Origin of the sequence: Lachnospira multipara LB2003 (genome assembly GCF_000702205.1) — a bacterium.
Taxonomy (GTDB): Bacteria; Bacillota; Clostridia; order Lachnospirales; family Lachnospiraceae; genus Lachnospira; species Lachnospira multipara_A.
Window position 1 is genome coordinate 1 of record NZ_JNKW01000004.1, and the last position, 15,342, is coordinate 15,342.

Here is a 15,342-nt window from a genome sequence, read left to right on the forward strand (position 1 = left end):
GACGCGGGTCCATCTTATACCACCGGAGTTTTTCACACTGTATCATGCGATACTGTGCGCTTATGCGGTATTATCAGCCGTTTCCAGCTGCTATCCCCCTGTATAAGGCAGGTTACCCACGCGTTACTCACCCGTCCGCCACTCAGTCAACAAATCGTCACCCCGAAGGAATCGTGATAAGTTGCTTCGTTCGACTTGCATGTGTTAAGCACGCCGCCAGCGTTCATCCTGAGCCAGGATCAAACTCTCATAAAAAGTTTTACCTTAGCTTAGTTCTGAACGAACTAGCTTATAGTTCCGTTTCCGTTTAACATTACTGTTATTAAGGATAATCATTTTTAAACTTATGTTTAACGATTGATTAACTCGCTTGAATTTTTTTCAAAGAATTTTCAAGGTTGTCATTCTGTTCAGTTGTCAAGGTTCTTATTGTTTATCAGAAGCAATCTTCCGACTTAGCAAAATCATTAAATCTAATGATTTTGAGCGGAGAGGATGGGATTCGAACCCATGCGCCCGTGAAGACAAACGGTTTTCAAGACCGCCCCGTTATGACCACTTCGGTACCTCTCCAGAACTTTTATTTTGTTTCTGTGTCGTTGCTGTATCGCAGCGACTCGTATATAATAACATCATCCATATTTTTTGTCAACACATTTTTCGTAATTTTTTTCGATTTTTTCGCATAATTTCTATACTTTACAAACTATTCTAATAAGCTATTTACTAGCGATATGTTTGTTTTTCTATAGATATATCACAAGAATGTGCCTGAAATGCTGATGAATACTGGCTTTGATGGCTTTTTCTTCTCTTTTTAGCCTTCTCTTCGTGTTTAGTTCCTATTTATTTTTTGTTCTATCCATATGTTTTATAAATATTAAAAAAGAAGGTGAAATTCTTATGTTTTCGCCTTCTTTTTGGAATTATTTTTTACTTTTTTCTATTTATTTTTCATTCTTATCTTATGTGCTATATAGGATTATTTACTCTTTATTATAGAATATTTGAGAAGATTGGGGCGATGATTACTGTTAATAGTCCTGCTATGGCTAGTGAAAGACTGCTTATTGCTCCTTCTACTTCTCCCATTTCCATTGCCTTTGATGTTCCCATGGCATGGGATGATGTTCCTATGGCAACGCCTTTTGCTATTGGATCCTCTATTTTAAAGAGTTTACATATCATTTCTGCAAAGATATTTCCAAATATACCTGTTATTATGATTGAAGCTATTGTTATTGTTATTATTCCGTTCATCTCTTCTGAAACACCTATTCCTATTGCTGTTGTTATGGATTTTGGCAATAGTGTTACATATGTTTCATGATTCATCTTAAATAATAGGCTGCAAACTAATACACATAGCATGCTTGTTACTGTTCCCGATAACACGCCTATTAAAATTGCTAAGCCATTCTTTTTTAAGCTTTCCATTTGCTCATACATAGGTACCGCCAAGCATACTGTTGCTGGTGTTAATAAGTAGGATATAAAATCCGCTCCTTCTGAATATGTCTGATAACTCATTCCTGAAAATGCCAAGAATACTATTATTAGCATTATTGATATTAAAAGCGGGTTAAATATTGCCACTTTTAGTTTTTTCTTTATTATTACTCCTATTGCATAGGCTACTAATGTTATTGTTACTCCAAAAAATAAGGATTCTTCTAATACTTCCATTATCTATTTATTGCCTTTCTTTATTATTAGCTGAGATACACTTCCTGATATAACCATTACTATTATTGTCGATGCTATTATTGTTACGCTTAGTGGTAACCAAATTCCTTTTATTAATCCCCATTTTTCTAATAGGCCTACTCCCGATGGTATAAACATTAATGGCATTACTTCTATTAGAAAGGTTGATACTTCCTTTACTTGATGCACTTTTATAATTTTGCTTTGTAATAAGATAAATAATATTATCATTCCGTATATGCTTCCTGGTATTGGCAAATCCACATAATAGTGTATTAATTCACCTACAAATGAAATTAAAATGACTATTAAGAACTGCTTTACATATTTCATTTTTATTTCCTTTCTTGTTATTCATATATATATTTACTAAGTAACTTATTGAAATTACGCTACACATATAGGCTTTTATGGTCCTTACTACATATGTTGCTATCATTATTTTAGTTACTTTTATGTTAAGCCAAAGAATTATAGTACTTATATTTATTAAATTCTAGATTAATTTTTTACAAAAATAAAAAAAGAATTGCCTACTTATCTTATGAAGTAAACAATTCTTTTTATTTATCATATACAATTTTAAAATTTACTGATTATACAGAGTTTGTTAATTACTGCTGTGTATTATTCTGATTAAATCCGCCAAATGTCTGCTGATTTGCCTGTGTATTAGGCTGCTGTGGCTGACTTGGCTGTGCATTAAACTGCTGTGGCTGGCCTGGCTGTGCATTAAACTGCTGTGGCTGACCTGGCTGTGCACCAAACTGCTGTGGCTGACCTGGCTGTGCACCAAACTGCTGTGGCTGCTGTGGCTGGCCTGGCTGTGCACTAAACTGCTGTGGCTGGCCCTGGCTGTGCATTAAACTGCTGTGGCTGGCCTGGCTGTGCATTAAACTGCTGTGGCTGACTGCCCTGGAGATTTGGATTGTACTGTGCATTAGCTGCGCCGTATCCTCTGTTGCTATTAATCATATCTGCAAATGGATTAAGATTAGGATTAGCTGGCATCTTATATACCATTGGCTTAATTACTAATTCGTTAATCCAGTATGATGCTGCTATTACTAATGTTAGGATGATTTCAAAAATCATTCCTACACCTACTTTGAATTTTACAAATTCTGACATATCAATGCCTAACCATGATGCTGTGCCATTATATGCTTCAATATATTCCTTAGCTTCTTTAACATCTGAATTTCCTACAATTATTGTTAATAGGATTAATACAAAACTTGCTAGGCATAATCCTGTTGCTACTATAGAAATCACTGGTGTTGCTTTTCCTAATGCTTCAAGAATAAATAACACAATTATTGCTACTAAAACTAAAAGTAATAATGCTCCGAAGAAATTATACTTTATTAAGCTATATGATTTTGATTCTAAACTACTGCTAGCATAAGACTTTAACATACCGCTTGGTACTACCTGATAAAACGGTACAAAAGAAAATAGTACTGCCAATACCGCTGCACACAAACCTACGATATTGGTTTTTTTAATATTAAATTGATTCATGAGACCTCCTCAAAACTTTATATTTTTCAATTAAATTATAGTGGCTATTATTTTTCACGTCAAGCATTCTTACTTTCTTCTAAGAAAGCATTCTGCTATCTTTAAGTCTTCTGGCGTTGTTACCTTGATGTTCTTATAACTTGACTTTGTTAAATATGGTTCTACCTTTCCAAAGGCTGATACTACCATTGCATCATCTGTAACGCCTTCTGTCTTACCTTCTTTATACATTTGTGTATAGGAATCATATACTAATTTTATTGTAAAACTTTGTGGTGTCTGCACCTGATATAATTTGCTTCTATCTGGTGTTTCTATTGCAAAGCCCTTATCGTCTGATACTTTTATTGTATCTTTTACTGCTACTGCTGCTATACTTGCCTTATATTTCTTGCAAGACTCCACACATGACTCTATGATTTCATTATCTAGCATTGGTCTTGCTCCATCATGTATCAAACATATATTAGTATCTGTAATGTCCTCAGTTGGTATCTTTTTTAAACCACTATACACCGAATCATAACGTTCTTTCCCAGCATAGGCTATTGCATATGCTTTTGTTATGTCGTTTTTATTCATTAGTTCTTTAATATAGTCCTCATATTCTCTTGATACTACTACTATTATTCTATCTATTAGTGGGCTTTCTTGCATTGCTTTTAAGGAATAATATATTACTGGTTGTCCTAAAATTTCTAAATACTGTTTAGGTACCTTGGCTCCCATTCTTGTTCCTTTACCACCTGATAGCACTATTGCATAGTTCATATTGTCCCCTTTTTAGATTCGTTCTTCTAATTTTAGATTAATTCTCCTAATCTAGATTCGTTCTCCTAATTTTAGATTTGGTACTGCATTTAGATCTAGGCCATGTCTTGTTCCCTTTATATATTCATAATATGCTGCTGCCCCTATCATTGCTGCATTATCTGTACAAAGAGCTGGTGTTGGCGAATAAAATTTAATTCCATTGGCCTCACATTCTTTCTCTAATGTTTCCTTTAGGCATGAATTTGCTGCTACTCCTCCTGCTATTGCTAGATTATTATAGCCGCTTTCCTTTGCTAGCTTTACTGCTCTTGATACTAAAGCATCTACTACTGCCTTCTGGAAGGATGCTACTAAATCTGCTTTATTTATTGTCTCACCCTTCATCTCTGCCTGATTTATATAATTTAGGACTGCTGACTTGATTCCACTAAATGAAAAATCATATGGTGCATCATCTACATGTGCTCTTGGGAACTGTACTGCATCTGGATTTCCTTCTTTGCTTAATTTATCTATCTTTGGTCCTCCTGGATATCCTAATCCTACTGCACGAGCTACTTTATCAAAAGCTTCTCCTGCCGCATCATCTCTTGTTCTTCCTACAATTTCGTATTCACCATAGTCTAATACCTTTATTAGATGTGTATGTCCACCTGATACTACTAATCCTGCAAATGGTGGTTCTAGCTCTTTATGCTGTATAAAGTTAGCTGAAATATGTCCTTCTATGTGATGTACTCCTACTAATGGCTTCTTTAGTGCCCACGCTAGTGCTTTTGCCTCTGCTACTCCTACTAAGAGTGCTCCTACTAAACCTGGTCCATATGTTACTGCTATTGCATCTATATCATCCCATGTCATATTAGCATCAGTTAATGCTTTCTTTATTACTGGATTTATATTCTCAATATGCTTTCTTGAAGCTATTTCTGGTACTACTCCACCGTATTGTGTATGGATTGCTATCTGTGTATTTATTACATTACTTATTACTTCACGTCCATTTCTTACAATTGCACATGCTGTTTCATCACATGAACTTTCTATTGCTAAAATAGTTATGTCTTTTTTATTCAATTCGTTTTGTTCTATATTTGTTTTTACTTCTTCGCTCATAATTTCTCCTAATTAATGGCATATTTTAGGCTTAGCCATTATTTATGGCTAAGCCTTTGTTATCTAAGTATTTTATTACTATTCCGTTTGATTATCAAGTTCCCAAAATAGTATCTTCCATTGTCCTAATTCATTTTTCCTTAGGGTATACTTATAATACGAACTTCTAAGGGTTGAGCCTTCTCTAAAATAATACAATACATGAAGGGATGCATATTGCTTATCTCCTATGGTTGCATATTTTAGTCCCTGGGCTGACTGTACTGTATAACTATTTATAAATATATCCGATGACTTAAATTCCTTTACTTCTTGCTTTAAGGATGTTAAAAATTCGTTATAAGTATTTTTCCCGTTCAATTCATCATCAAGTAGTATTCTTGCTTGTTTAGCCAAGCTATCCAGCTGCTCTTCTGTTGTGTCCTTGGCATAATAGCACTTACTTATTTCAGCATAGTTTTTTAATACTTCCCTTGGTGTATCTGGGTAATTTTTTACAAAATCCTTATTTATTAGCACTGTAGCTATATCATTTTTTGCTGTTTTTTCTATTGCCTGTTGTGTTATATCTTTATTGGCCAAATAAAAGTAATATCCCACTGCTGCTATAGCTAAAACGCCAACTATTATAAACGTTCTAAGATATTTTTTCATATATTCGCCCCTTTTTAGGATCTTCACGAAGTTATTCTAAAAATATAATATCACGTTTTTTATTATTAGTCATCCTCAAAATTCAATTCTATGCTTTGTTTATCTTTAGCTGCTATTACGTTAGGGAATATGTTCTTTATTGAATCTACATAGTCCCATGGTCTTACTAGGGATGGAGAATAATGGGTTAGCCACATTCTTTCAACATTGGCTTCTTTAGCTAACTTTGCTGCCTCTCTAAAGGTCATGTGCTTATATTCTCTTGCCTTATTATCTTTATCATTCTCTCCATACATTCCTTCACATATAAAGAGATCTGAATTTTGAGCATTTTTTACTATTGATGGTACTGGTCTTGTATCTGTACAATATGTGACTTTTATGCCCTTTCTTGCTCCTCCCATTACCATATCTGATGTATATGTCTTATCATCTATTACTACTTCTTCACCATGCTGTAGCTTGTTCCAGTAATGTACTGGAATTTCTAATTCTCTTGCCTTTACTGGATCAAATTTACCTATTCTTGGGATGTTTATTGTATATCCATAACATGCTACTGTATGGTTTACTTTAAATGCATCTATCTCATATCCATTTATTGAAAAATGTACCTGTGGCTCTGTTAACTCTATACATTTTATTTCAAATGGTAATTCTGGTGCTATTACTCTTAAAGAATTTACTACTCTTTGTAGCCCCTTTGGTCCTATTAATGTCAATGGTGCTGTTCTTTCTGAATTTCCTATTGTTAGTAATAGTCCTGGTAAGCCACTGATATGATCTGCATGATAATGCGTAAAGCAGATTATATCTATTGGATTGTAACTCCATCCTTTTTCTTTGATTGCTATCTGTGTTCCTTCTCCACAGTCTATTAATAAACTGCTGCCATTATATCTTGTCATCATGGATGTCAACCATCTTCCAGGCAATGGTAACATTCCACTTGTTCCTAGCAAACATACGTCTAACATCTTTATACCTTTCTTATCTTTCTTTTATTATTTTGGACATTATTATGGCATTTTCCACTGGTTTTTCATAGAAATTCTTTCTCATTCCTAAGGTCTTATATCCTATCTTAGTATAGAGATTTCTGGCATTATCATTACTTTCTCTTACTTCTAGTAAAAATGCATTAATTCCTCTTTCATGTCCTTTTTGTTCAAGCCATTTCATTAAGCTTATTCCTATTCCTTGATGTCTATACTTTGGATTAACGGCTACGTTGGTTATTTCTCCTTCATCAAAACTTTGCCATAGTCCTGCATATCCTGCAACTTCTCCGTCTTTATGAGCTACTATGTATAGTGTATTTTCGTTATTAATGGCTTCTAAAAATGAATTTCTAGACCAGGGTGTGCTAAATGTATTCTGCTCTATTTGGCTCACTTCATCTATGTCTTTTTCTTTCATAAATGCTATATCGATTAATTCCATTATAACTCCTATTCTACATATCTATATAAAGGGATTAACTTCTTTTTTTCTTGGCTTCTAATTCTCTTTCTGCCTGTGATGGTCTTAAATAATCTGGGCTTATATTATCCCCTGATTCTAATTTACCTTCTTTAGCTAAATCTAGAGCTCTTAGTGCTACTGAGCTTGCCTTATGTTTCCTATTTACTATACTTGCTTCTGTGTAGTTAATTTTTAAATTCTCTTTAAAGTAGTCTCTTGCGACTTCTATTCCATCACCTAAAAATACCACATCTTCATAATTATCGTTTAATTCCTTAGCCAAATCCTCTATTGCTATTAGATTTGTCTTTCTTAATTCCTTAAACTGTCCATTCTCAAATGTATATATTCCGCTATACACATGCTTTCTCTTGGCATCCATTATTGGGACTATAACTTTACTAGTTCCCACTAGGTTATAAGCTAATCCTTCTAATGTTGGCACTGCTATCATTGGCTTATCTTTAGATAAAGCTATTCCCTTAGCTGTAGCTACTCCTATTCTTAAACCTGTAAAAGAGCCTGGCCCTACTGAAACTGCTATTGCGTCTATATCATCTACTTCTGTTTCTGTCATTGCGCATATTTCATCTATCATTGGTAATAATGTCTGCGAATGTGTCTTCTTATGATTTATTGTATATTCTGCTATTACATTCTCCTCATCTACTATTGCAGTTGATGCTGTAATTGCTGAACTTTCTATTGCTAATATCTTCATTGTTATTACATGACCTTTCCATCAATTTGAATTAATCGATAATCGAAACCTTTACTTAAGTCTTTCTTGATGCTTATATAAATTGCATCCTCTGGCATTATTTCTTCTACTAGACTTGCCCATTCTATTAAGCAAACCCCATCTGAGAAAAAATATTCTTCATAGCCTATTTCATCCATTTCGTCCACATCTGCTATTCTATAAACATCAAAATGATATAAAGGAATTCTTCCTTCGTTATATTCTTGAACTATTGTAAATGTTGGGCTATTTATTGGTTCTTCTATTCCTAAGCCTTTAGCAAAACCTTGAGTAAATACTGTCTTACCTACTCCTAGGTCTCCTTCTAATCTATAGATTTCGCCAGCTTTGGCTTTTTTTCCTAATTCATAGCCTAACTCAAATGTTTCCTTTGAATTATATGTTTCCCTTGTCATGATTATTTACTACTTTCTTTAACTTTGATTCGTTAACTTTTATTTGAAATGGTTTTAATTTTGTCTTTGCTATATTTACGAATTCAAGAGACTTCTCATTCATTGTATCCACTGTTAATATATTAGCTCTTGTTGTATTTATATATATCAAAAGATTCTTGCCACTAAACTTTATCTTATAGATATTATCCCATGTTAAGTCTTCAGTCAACTGACCCTGACTTAGGGTTAGTTTTTCTGTTGTTACTTTATAGTGCATTGGATTTGCAAAAACTTCCATTTTACTTTGTTTATTAGCGCTTAAAATCATATTTAATATTGGATATAATCCAAACATTACTGCAAATAAATATAACATTAATGTATATGTTGTTGTTGTCTTATTAATTGATATGGTTCCAAACACCAAGAAAACTATACCTGCCACCACTCCAAACCAGCCATTAAAGCTATGGAAATTGTGATATAGCTTAAAATCTATCAAGTCTTTTTTGCTAACTTTACTGTCAAACTCTAATGCGTTAGTCACTTATTTGTCCTCCTTATGACTTTATACATGCTGTTAATATACTAGCATATTTTTAATTCCAATCGTATTAATTTTTACTAAAAAAGAGTAGAACTTATGTCCTACTCTTTCTTAATGTTTAGTTATTTGTTTACGTAGGAATCTTCCTCTTTATCAAATATCTTACTTATTCATAAACTTTGCTAAGCCGCTTAAGTTTAGGCCACCATTTTTATTAGATTTCTTTTTGAAATTTTTATTGTATGGCTTTTTAGCTTGATTATTCTTAGCTTTTTCTTTAAATTCAGCCTTTGCTTTTGCTTCGTTCTCATCTAGAATCATTGAAAGAGCTATTCTTTCCTTAACTGTATCTATTTCCATAACTCTTACATCTATTACGTCTCCTACTGATACTACATCAAGTGGGTGATTAACTCTCTTAGTTGCACTCATCTGCGAAATATGTACTAAGCCATCCTGGTGAACACCAATATCAACGAACACACCAAAGTCTATTACGTTTCTTACTGTTCCCTTTAAAATCATGCCTGGCTTTAAGTCATTAATATCCATAATATCCTTTCGAAGGATTGGCGCTGGCATCTCATCTCTTGGATCACGACCTGGCTTCTCAAGTTCCTTAATAATATCTTCAAGGGTAATTTCACCTACACCTAACTTGTCTGCCATTTCCTTAAGATTAGAAACCTTACTCTTAAGGTTTGTTAATTCGCCCTTTGTTATTGAGTTCACATCATAGCCTAAATACTCTAAGAACTTTGTTGCTGCTTCATAACTTTCTGGGTGAACACTTGTTGCATCAAGTGGATTATCTCCATCTGTTATTCTCATGAAGCCGGCACACTGCTGGAACGCCTTAGGTCCTAGTTTAGATACCTTAAGTAACTGCTTTCTGTTAGTAAACTTACCATTAGTCTCTCTGAAATCTACAATATTCTTGGCTACTGTCTTAGAAACACCTGAAATATATTCTAATAAAGATGCTGATGCTGTATTAAGATCTACACCTACTTTATTAACTGAATCTTCTACAACTCCTGATAGTGTTTCTCCTAACTTCTTCTGGTTCATATCATGCTGATACTGACCTACACCAATAGCCTTAGGTTCAATCTTTACTAATTCTGCTAATGGATCTTGTACACGTCTTGCAATTGAAATTGCACCACGTGCTGCCACATCATAATCAGGGAATTCTTCTGATGCAAGCTTTGATGCTGAATAAACAGAAGCACCTGCTTCGTTTGTAATTATGTAGTCTACATTAAAGCCATTTTCCTTAATAATATCTGAAATAATCTGCTCTGATTCACGAGAAGCTGTACCATTACCGCAAGAGATAAGATTAACATTATACTTCTTAATTAAATCTACTACTATCTCTTTAGCCTTATCTACCTGATTTCTTGGCTCAGTTGGATAAATTACCTTATTATCAAGTACCTTTCCTGTTGGATCTACTACTGCTAGCTTACATCCATGAGCATAACCTGGATCCCAGCCAAGTACAGTCTTACCTGCGATTGGTGGTTGTAATAGGAGCTGCTCTAAGTTCTTACCAAAGACCTTAATAGCGCCATCTTCAGCCTTTTCTGTTAAGTTAGATCTAATTTCTCTTTCAATTGATGGTGCAATTAATCTCTGGTATGCATCTTCGATAGCCTTCTTTAAATATTCTGTTGTATATTCGTTATTCTCAGTAATAATCTGCTTTTCAAGGTATCTTAAAATTCTATCCTCTGGAGCTTCAATCTTAACTGTAATAAACTTTTCTGCTTCACCTCTATTAATAGCTAAAATTCTATGACCTGGCATTGTTGCTACTGCCTCATTATAATCATAGTAATTCTCATATACAGACTCTGCGTCCTTATCCTTAGCAGCACATACAATCTTACCTTCTTTAGAAGTAATATCTCTTATATAAGTTCTATAATCTGCCACATCTGAAATAGATTCAGCAATAATATCAAGCGCACCAGCAATAGCCTCAGAAGTGCTCTTAACTTCCTTGCCTTCTTCTTCAGATAAATAATTAGCTGCCTCTTCTTCTACTGAGTGACTAGCCTTCTGTTCATAGATAAATGTAGCAAGTGGCTCAAGACCTTTTTCCTTAGCCTGTGTTGCTCTTGTTCTTCTCTTCTGCTTATATGGTCTATATAAATCTTCAACAAGCACTAAAGTTTCTGCTGCAAGAATGGCGTTCTTTAACTCTTCTGTTAATTTACCCTGTTCTTCAATGCTTGAAATAACAGATGCTTTTCTATCTTCAAGTCCTCTTAAATACTTAAGTCTCTCATCTAAAACTCTTAACTGTTCATCATCAAGAGAGCCTGTTACTTCCTTACGGTATCTTGCGATAAATGGAATTGTATTACCTTCATCAATTAAAGATACTGCAGCTTCAACCTGCGATACTTTAATTTCCAATTCTTCTGCAATCTTCTTATTAATATCCATGCTGTAATAATCCTCTTTTCAAATTGTCTTAGACATAAGTTTAAGCTTTTAAACTCAATATTAATAATATGTCAACTCGTATAATTATATCAATATATAAAATTTCTGGCAATAAAATTATCTTAATTTAAAAAGGCGAACCCCTAAAGGGGTCCGCCCATTTAACACATACTATTTAGGTTTTTCACTTTTTATTGTTAAGAAGCTAAAGCCACTAAGCTTCCCTTTGAGGTGTGCAATTAGTCTAAATTACGCTTCCTCTGGTACAAACACTCCATAAATAGTTCTAATTGCGTCCTCAAAATACTTGTTTCTAACACCAATTATGATATTAAGTTCTGAAGAACCCTGATCTATCATCTTAATGTTAATTTTTTCCTTAGCAAGCGCAGAGAAAATAGCACCTGCAATACCTGAATTATTCTTCATTCCTCGACCAACAACTGCAATTAAGCTTAGGTCTGACTCTAATTCTATTGTATCAGGATTAACTGCTCTATGAAGACCAGCAAGCACTTTCTGCTCTTTTTCAATAAACTCGTCCTGATGAACAAATACTGTCATTGTATCAATTCCTGAAGGCATGTGTTCAAAGGATATTCCGTTATCTTCAAATACCTGCAATACTTTACGACCAAAACCTATTTCTGAATTCATTAACTCTTTATCGATGCTAATGGAAACAAATCCCTTTTTACCTGCGATACCTGTGATCTTATAACTTGGGACATTACAAGTTGTTCCTACGATCATTGTACCTTTGTCTTGTGGTGCATTAGTATTACGTATATTTATTGGAATTCCTTCTTTACGTACAGGGAATATTGCTGACTCGTGAAGTACTGAAGCTCCCATATATGAAAGCTCTCTTAATTCTCTGTATGTAATTACATCAATTGACTTTGGATTCTTTACTATTCTAGGATCAGCAGCCATAAATCCAGAAACATCTGTCCAGTTCTCGTAAATATCTGCCTTTACGGCACGCGCAACAATCGAGCCTGTAACATCTGATCCACCTCTTGAAAATGTCTTGATTTTGCCATTAGATAAAGCACCGTAGAATCCCGGAATAACGGCTCTTTCTATCTTAGATAGCTTTTTAGATAAGTTATCATTAGTCTTTTCTGAATCAAATTCGCCATTCTTATCAAAAAAGATTACTGTTGCTGCATCAATAAATTCATAACCTAAGTATTCAGCCATAATAATACCATTGAGATACTCACCTCTTGATGCTGCATAATCACTACCTGCAAGATTTTCAAAATTTTTCTTTATAGTCTTGAACTGGTCTGATAGATTTAGCTTAAGACCAAGTCCCTTGATGATTTCGTCATATCTCTCCTTTATTGCCTGAAGAGACTTATCAAAATTCTTACCATTCTCTGCTTCTGCATAACACTTATAAAGCATATCTGTTACTTTAATATCATCAGAGAATCTTTTTCCTGGTGCAGAAGGTACTACATATCTTCTATCTTCTTCTGCCTTAATTATATTTCCAACTTTCTTAAACTGCTCTGCGCTAGCAAGTGAACTTCCGCCAAATTTAACTACTTTTACCATACTACTCCTTTTGTATACAGATTATCCTAATTTAAAACTGTATCATCTATCCTTATTCTTGAAATTACATCTAACTTAGCTGCTGCCTCGTTAAATTCCTTTTCTGTCATTTTTTCTGTAAAGAAGGCGAATTCATTATCTATTCCCTTCACTCTTATAACATTAATTTCATCATTAAATGCCTCTTTAGCCTTAGTTATATCTGTGCCTTTAACTCTAACAAAGAAGGCTCTTACTTCATCATCTGTCTTACCTAATTCTAGTTCTTCTTCTGACCAGAATACTGGTAATGCTCTATCTAGATTTCTTACACAATCAACTACATCTGCACATACAGCTGCTGCTGTTGGTAACTTACCTGCTCCTGAACCAAAAAACATTAAATCGCCTACCATATTACCATTAACATATATTCCGTTAAGTACTCCATTCACATTATATAGTGGATGATTCTTATCTATCATAAATGGTGCTGTTATGGCATAAATCTTTCCATCTTTTTCATAGCTGCTTGCAAGTAATTTAATAACACAACCTAATTCCTTAGCATATGCAAAATCTTCATTAGATACCTCTGTGATTCCTTCGCATGTTATATTGCTATACTTTACTGTCTTTCCTGAATAAAGAGATGTTAGTATTGCAATCTTTCTACATGCATCGTGTCCCTTAACATCTGCTTCTGGATTTCTTTCTGCATAACCAAGTTCCTGTGCTTCCTTTAAAACATCTTCATAAGAAGCCCCTTCAGTACTCATCTTAGTTAAGATAAAATTAGTTGTTCCATTCATAATTCCTGTTACCTTTAATATCTTATCTGCTGTAAGACTTGTATTAAGTGGTCTTATTATTGGAATTCCGCCGCCTACTGATGCTTCAAACTGGAAATTTACGTTTTTCTCTTTAGCAAGGGCTAAGAGTTGTGGTCCCTTAGCTTCAACTAATGCCTTATTTGATGTACATACGCTCTTACCTGCTTCTAAACATTTACTAACAAATTTAAAAGGTACATCAACTCCACCCATTACCTCGACTACTACATCGATTTCAGGGTCATTAACAATTAAATCAATATCATGTACTATCTTTTCTTGTATTGGATCTCCTTCAAAATCTCTTAAGTCCAATACACTCTTTACTTCGACCTCTTGACCTGCCTTTAATTTAATTGCTTCTGCATTTTTTTCTAAGACTTCAACAACACCTGATCCTACTGTGCCGTATCCTAGTACCGCAACCTTTGCCATTTACTTTTCCTCCTAATTTACAAATACTACATATCTATCTTATCTATAACTTAATGTTATCTTTACTACAATTATAAATTAGCTTCTGAACTTAATATCTTAAGATATCTTACTCCAGAAATTTTCTCTATCTCCTCAATCATCTTTGATGGATCTAATGTGTCTTCAAGAATTTCAACGCTTAGTGTTAAAGAAGCAACTCCGTTAACTGGAATTGTCTGGTGAATTGTTAATAAATTAGCCTTAAACTCTGCCACTGTTCTTAGTACAGTTGATAGGATTCCTGGTTCATCATTCATTGATAATACAAAGGTTACTGTCTTTCCCTTCACACTATCTCTAAATGGGAATATATCGTCCTTATATTTATAAAAAGAACTTCGGCTTATTCCTACTTTCTCTGTGGCATCCGCTACACTAATATTATTAGATTCTATTAGCTTATTAGCTTCTGCTACTTTAAGTAGTACTTCTGGTAAGGCTTTCTGTTTAACAACATAATATTTTATATTTTCATCCATAAACATCTACCCTATTTTTGTTTTTCTACGAAAGACAGTTGTCTTTCGTAGAAAGAATATAACATATTAATTTAAAGAATGCAAGGGAAATAGTTGAAAATAGCAAAAAAAATAAATATTCAAGACATAAATAATCCCCTCATGAAACGGGAGAAAAACATGAGGGGGAAAATTATATTTAAAAATAAAGGCTTACTTTATTTTTAAAACGTATTTAGTTATCCCCTAATCTCCTCTTTTTAATATATCCGGGGCTTATAGGGATGCCCCGGATCCTTAGGGGAGAGGGAGGCAATGAATGCTTAGGGGGACATTCATTGCTATATTCTATGTAGATCAAAGCGAGGGAGGGTGCTAAGACCTACATCTATCAAGCCTTTTTAGACTAAATAGCTAGTTAGTTGCCAAGCGACAGATTGTCTAATCAACGTTTGGGGACAAGAACAATTACTGCCGCTTATGCATTTTTAAAAATATTACTCAGTCTTTAATCCGCATATATTCTGATTAAAGCTTTATCTTATCGATGACTTTAGCTCTCCATTATGTGCGAACTAAGTTTCACCTTGTAGTCTTACAACATAACTGTTTATAGATAAAACCTAATTTTTAAACTTGG

Annotated in this window: 16 protein-coding genes, 1 tRNA gene and 1 rRNA gene; all 18 read right to left on the bottom strand. The window is 34.0% G+C overall.

Translation table 11 applies throughout. The features are described from left to right. Positions 1 to 255, bottom strand: a 16S ribosomal RNA gene (locus T537_RS0102645); the annotation flags it as partial. Positions 256 to 487: 232 nt separating this feature from the next. Further along, positions 488 to 573 (bottom strand) — tRNA-Ser (locus tag T537_RS0102650). Between the two features lie 423 nt (positions 574 to 996). Next, positions 997 to 1,686 (bottom strand): LrgB family protein, encoded by a 690-nt coding sequence (locus T537_RS0102655; protein ID WP_330372420.1) that lies wholly within the window; start codon positions 1,684 to 1,686, stop codon positions 997 to 999. 3 nt (positions 1,687 to 1,689) lie between these two features. After that, on the bottom strand, positions 1,690 to 2,040 hold the full coding sequence (locus T537_RS0102660) for a CidA/LrgA family protein (RefSeq protein ID WP_027438509.1): 351 nt from the start codon (positions 2,038 to 2,040) through the stop codon (positions 1,690 to 1,692). 281 nt (positions 2,041 to 2,321) lie between these two features. Then, positions 2,322 to 2,570, bottom strand: a complete 249-nt coding sequence (locus tag T537_RS0102665; RefSeq protein ID WP_031556191.1) for a hypothetical protein — start codon at positions 2,568 to 2,570, stop codon at positions 2,322 to 2,324. Further along, the gene (locus tag T537_RS0102670) at positions 2,539 to 3,231 is read right to left on the bottom strand and encodes a hypothetical protein (protein WP_031556193.1); all 693 of its coding nucleotides are present in this window, start codon (positions 3,229 to 3,231) and stop codon (positions 2,539 to 2,541) included. Before T537_RS0102670 ends, T537_RS0102665 begins: the two co-directional genes overlap by 32 nt. Positions 3,232 to 3,300: 69 nt before the next feature. Next, positions 3,301 to 4,002, bottom strand: coding sequence for a 2-C-methyl-D-erythritol 4-phosphate cytidylyltransferase (ispD, locus tag T537_RS0102675; protein WP_027437105.1), 702 nt, complete (start codon positions 4,000 to 4,002; stop codon positions 3,301 to 3,303). 51 nt (positions 4,003 to 4,053) lie between these two features. Then, complete coding sequence (tsaD, locus tag T537_RS0102680) at positions 4,054 to 5,121, bottom strand: tRNA (adenosine(37)-N6)-threonylcarbamoyltransferase complex transferase subunit TsaD (protein WP_051554848.1); 1,068 nt, start codon at positions 5,119 to 5,121, stop codon at positions 4,054 to 4,056. Between the two features lie 78 nt (positions 5,122 to 5,199). Continuing rightward, positions 5,200 to 5,775 carry a DUF6715 family protein gene (locus T537_RS0102685; protein WP_027437103.1) on the bottom strand — a complete coding sequence of 192 codons (576 nt, stop codon included), beginning with the start codon at positions 5,773 to 5,775 and terminating at the stop codon, positions 5,200 to 5,202. Between the two features lie 65 nt (positions 5,776 to 5,840). Next, complete coding sequence (locus tag T537_RS0102690) at positions 5,841 to 6,752, bottom strand: ribonuclease Z (RefSeq protein WP_027437102.1); 912 nt, start codon at positions 6,750 to 6,752, stop codon at positions 5,841 to 5,843. Between the two features lie 13 nt (positions 6,753 to 6,765). Further along, entirely contained in the window at positions 6,766 to 7,218 is a 453-nt protein-coding gene (gene rimI, locus T537_RS0102695; RefSeq protein ID WP_027437101.1) for a ribosomal protein S18-alanine N-acetyltransferase, read from the bottom strand. A 34-nt stretch (positions 7,219 to 7,252) separates the two neighbouring features. Beyond that, a complete protein-coding gene (tsaB, locus tag T537_RS0102700; protein ID WP_031556196.1) occupies positions 7,253 to 7,960 on the bottom strand; it encodes a tRNA (adenosine(37)-N6)-threonylcarbamoyltransferase complex dimerization subunit type 1 TsaB in 708 nt (235 codons plus the stop codon). A 5-nt stretch (positions 7,961 to 7,965) separates the two neighbouring features. Beyond that, positions 7,966 to 8,397: a tRNA (adenosine(37)-N6)-threonylcarbamoyltransferase complex ATPase subunit type 1 TsaE gene (gene tsaE / locus T537_RS0102705; protein ID WP_027437099.1), complete on the bottom strand. Its 432-nt coding sequence runs from the start codon at positions 8,395 to 8,397 to the stop codon at positions 7,966 to 7,968. Next, positions 8,378 to 8,926 carry a YcxB family protein gene (locus T537_RS0102710; RefSeq protein ID WP_027437098.1) on the bottom strand — a complete coding sequence of 183 codons (549 nt, stop codon included), beginning with the start codon at positions 8,924 to 8,926 and terminating at the stop codon, positions 8,378 to 8,380. The genes tsaE and T537_RS0102710 overlap by 20 nt, the downstream gene beginning before the upstream one ends. A 162-nt stretch (positions 8,927 to 9,088) precedes the next feature. Next, complete coding sequence (locus T537_RS0102715) at positions 9,089 to 11,386, bottom strand: Tex family protein (RefSeq protein WP_031556199.1); 2,298 nt, start codon at positions 11,384 to 11,386, stop codon at positions 9,089 to 9,091. A 249-nt stretch (positions 11,387 to 11,635) separates the two neighbouring features. After that, positions 11,636 to 12,955, bottom strand: coding sequence for an aspartate kinase (locus T537_RS0102720; RefSeq protein ID WP_027437097.1), 1,320 nt, complete (start codon positions 12,953 to 12,955; stop codon positions 11,636 to 11,638). Between the two features lie 26 nt (positions 12,956 to 12,981). After that, complete coding sequence (locus T537_RS0102725) at positions 12,982 to 14,202, bottom strand: homoserine dehydrogenase (protein ID WP_031556201.1); 1,221 nt, start codon at positions 14,200 to 14,202, stop codon at positions 12,982 to 12,984. Positions 14,203 to 14,273: 71 nt separating this feature from the next. Beyond that, positions 14,274 to 14,723: an ACT domain-containing protein gene (locus T537_RS0102730; protein WP_027437095.1), complete on the bottom strand. Its 450-nt coding sequence runs from the start codon at positions 14,721 to 14,723 to the stop codon at positions 14,274 to 14,276. Positions 14,724 to 15,342: the final 619 nt, after the last annotated feature.

Bases quoted from the DNA above. Each gene is read 5' to 3' on its own strand.
- T537_RS0102655 (WP_330372420.1), bottom strand. From the start codon at position 1,686: ATGGAAGTATTAGAAGAATCCTTATTTTTTGGAGTAACAATAACATTA.
- T537_RS0102660 (WP_027438509.1), bottom strand. From the start codon at position 2,040: ATGAAATATGTAAAGCAGTTCTTAATAGTCATTTTAATTTCATTTGTA.
- T537_RS0102665 (WP_031556191.1), bottom strand. From the start codon at position 2,570: ATGCACAGCCAGGGCCAGCCACAGCAGTTTAGTGCACAGCCAGGCCAG.
- T537_RS0102670 (WP_031556193.1), bottom strand. From the start codon at position 3,231: ATGAATCAATTTAATATTAAAAAAACCAATATCGTAGGTTTGTGTGCA.
- ispD (WP_027437105.1), bottom strand. From the start codon at position 4,002: ATGAACTATGCAATAGTGCTATCAGGTGGTAAAGGAACAAGAATGGGA.
- tsaD (WP_051554848.1), bottom strand. From the start codon at position 5,121: ATGAGCGAAGAAGTAAAAACAAATATAGAACAAAACGAATTGAATAAA.
- T537_RS0102685 (WP_027437103.1), bottom strand. From the start codon at position 5,775: ATGAAAAAATATCTTAGAACGTTTATAATAGTTGGCGTTTTAGCTATA.
- T537_RS0102690 (WP_027437102.1), bottom strand. From the start codon at position 6,752: ATGTTAGACGTATGTTTGCTAGGAACAAGTGGAATGTTACCATTGCCT.
- rimI (WP_027437101.1), bottom strand. From the start codon at position 7,218: ATGGAATTAATCGATATAGCATTTATGAAAGAAAAAGACATAGATGAA.
- tsaB (WP_031556196.1), bottom strand. From the start codon at position 7,960: ATGAAGATATTAGCAATAGAAAGTTCAGCAATTACAGCATCAACTGCA.
- tsaE (WP_027437099.1), bottom strand. From the start codon at position 8,397: ATGACAAGGGAAACATATAATTCAAAGGAAACATTTGAGTTAGGCTAT.
- T537_RS0102715 (WP_031556199.1), bottom strand. From the start codon at position 11,386: ATGGATATTAATAAGAAGATTGCAGAAGAATTGGAAATTAAAGTATCG.
- T537_RS0102720 (WP_027437097.1), bottom strand. From the start codon at position 12,955: ATGGTAAAAGTAGTTAAATTTGGCGGAAGTTCACTTGCTAGCGCAGAG.
- T537_RS0102725 (WP_031556201.1), bottom strand. From the start codon at position 14,202: ATGGCAAAGGTTGCGGTACTAGGATACGGCACAGTAGGATCAGGTGTT.
- T537_RS0102730 (WP_027437095.1), bottom strand. From the start codon at position 14,723: ATGGATGAAAATATAAAATATTATGTTGTTAAACAGAAAGCCTTACCA.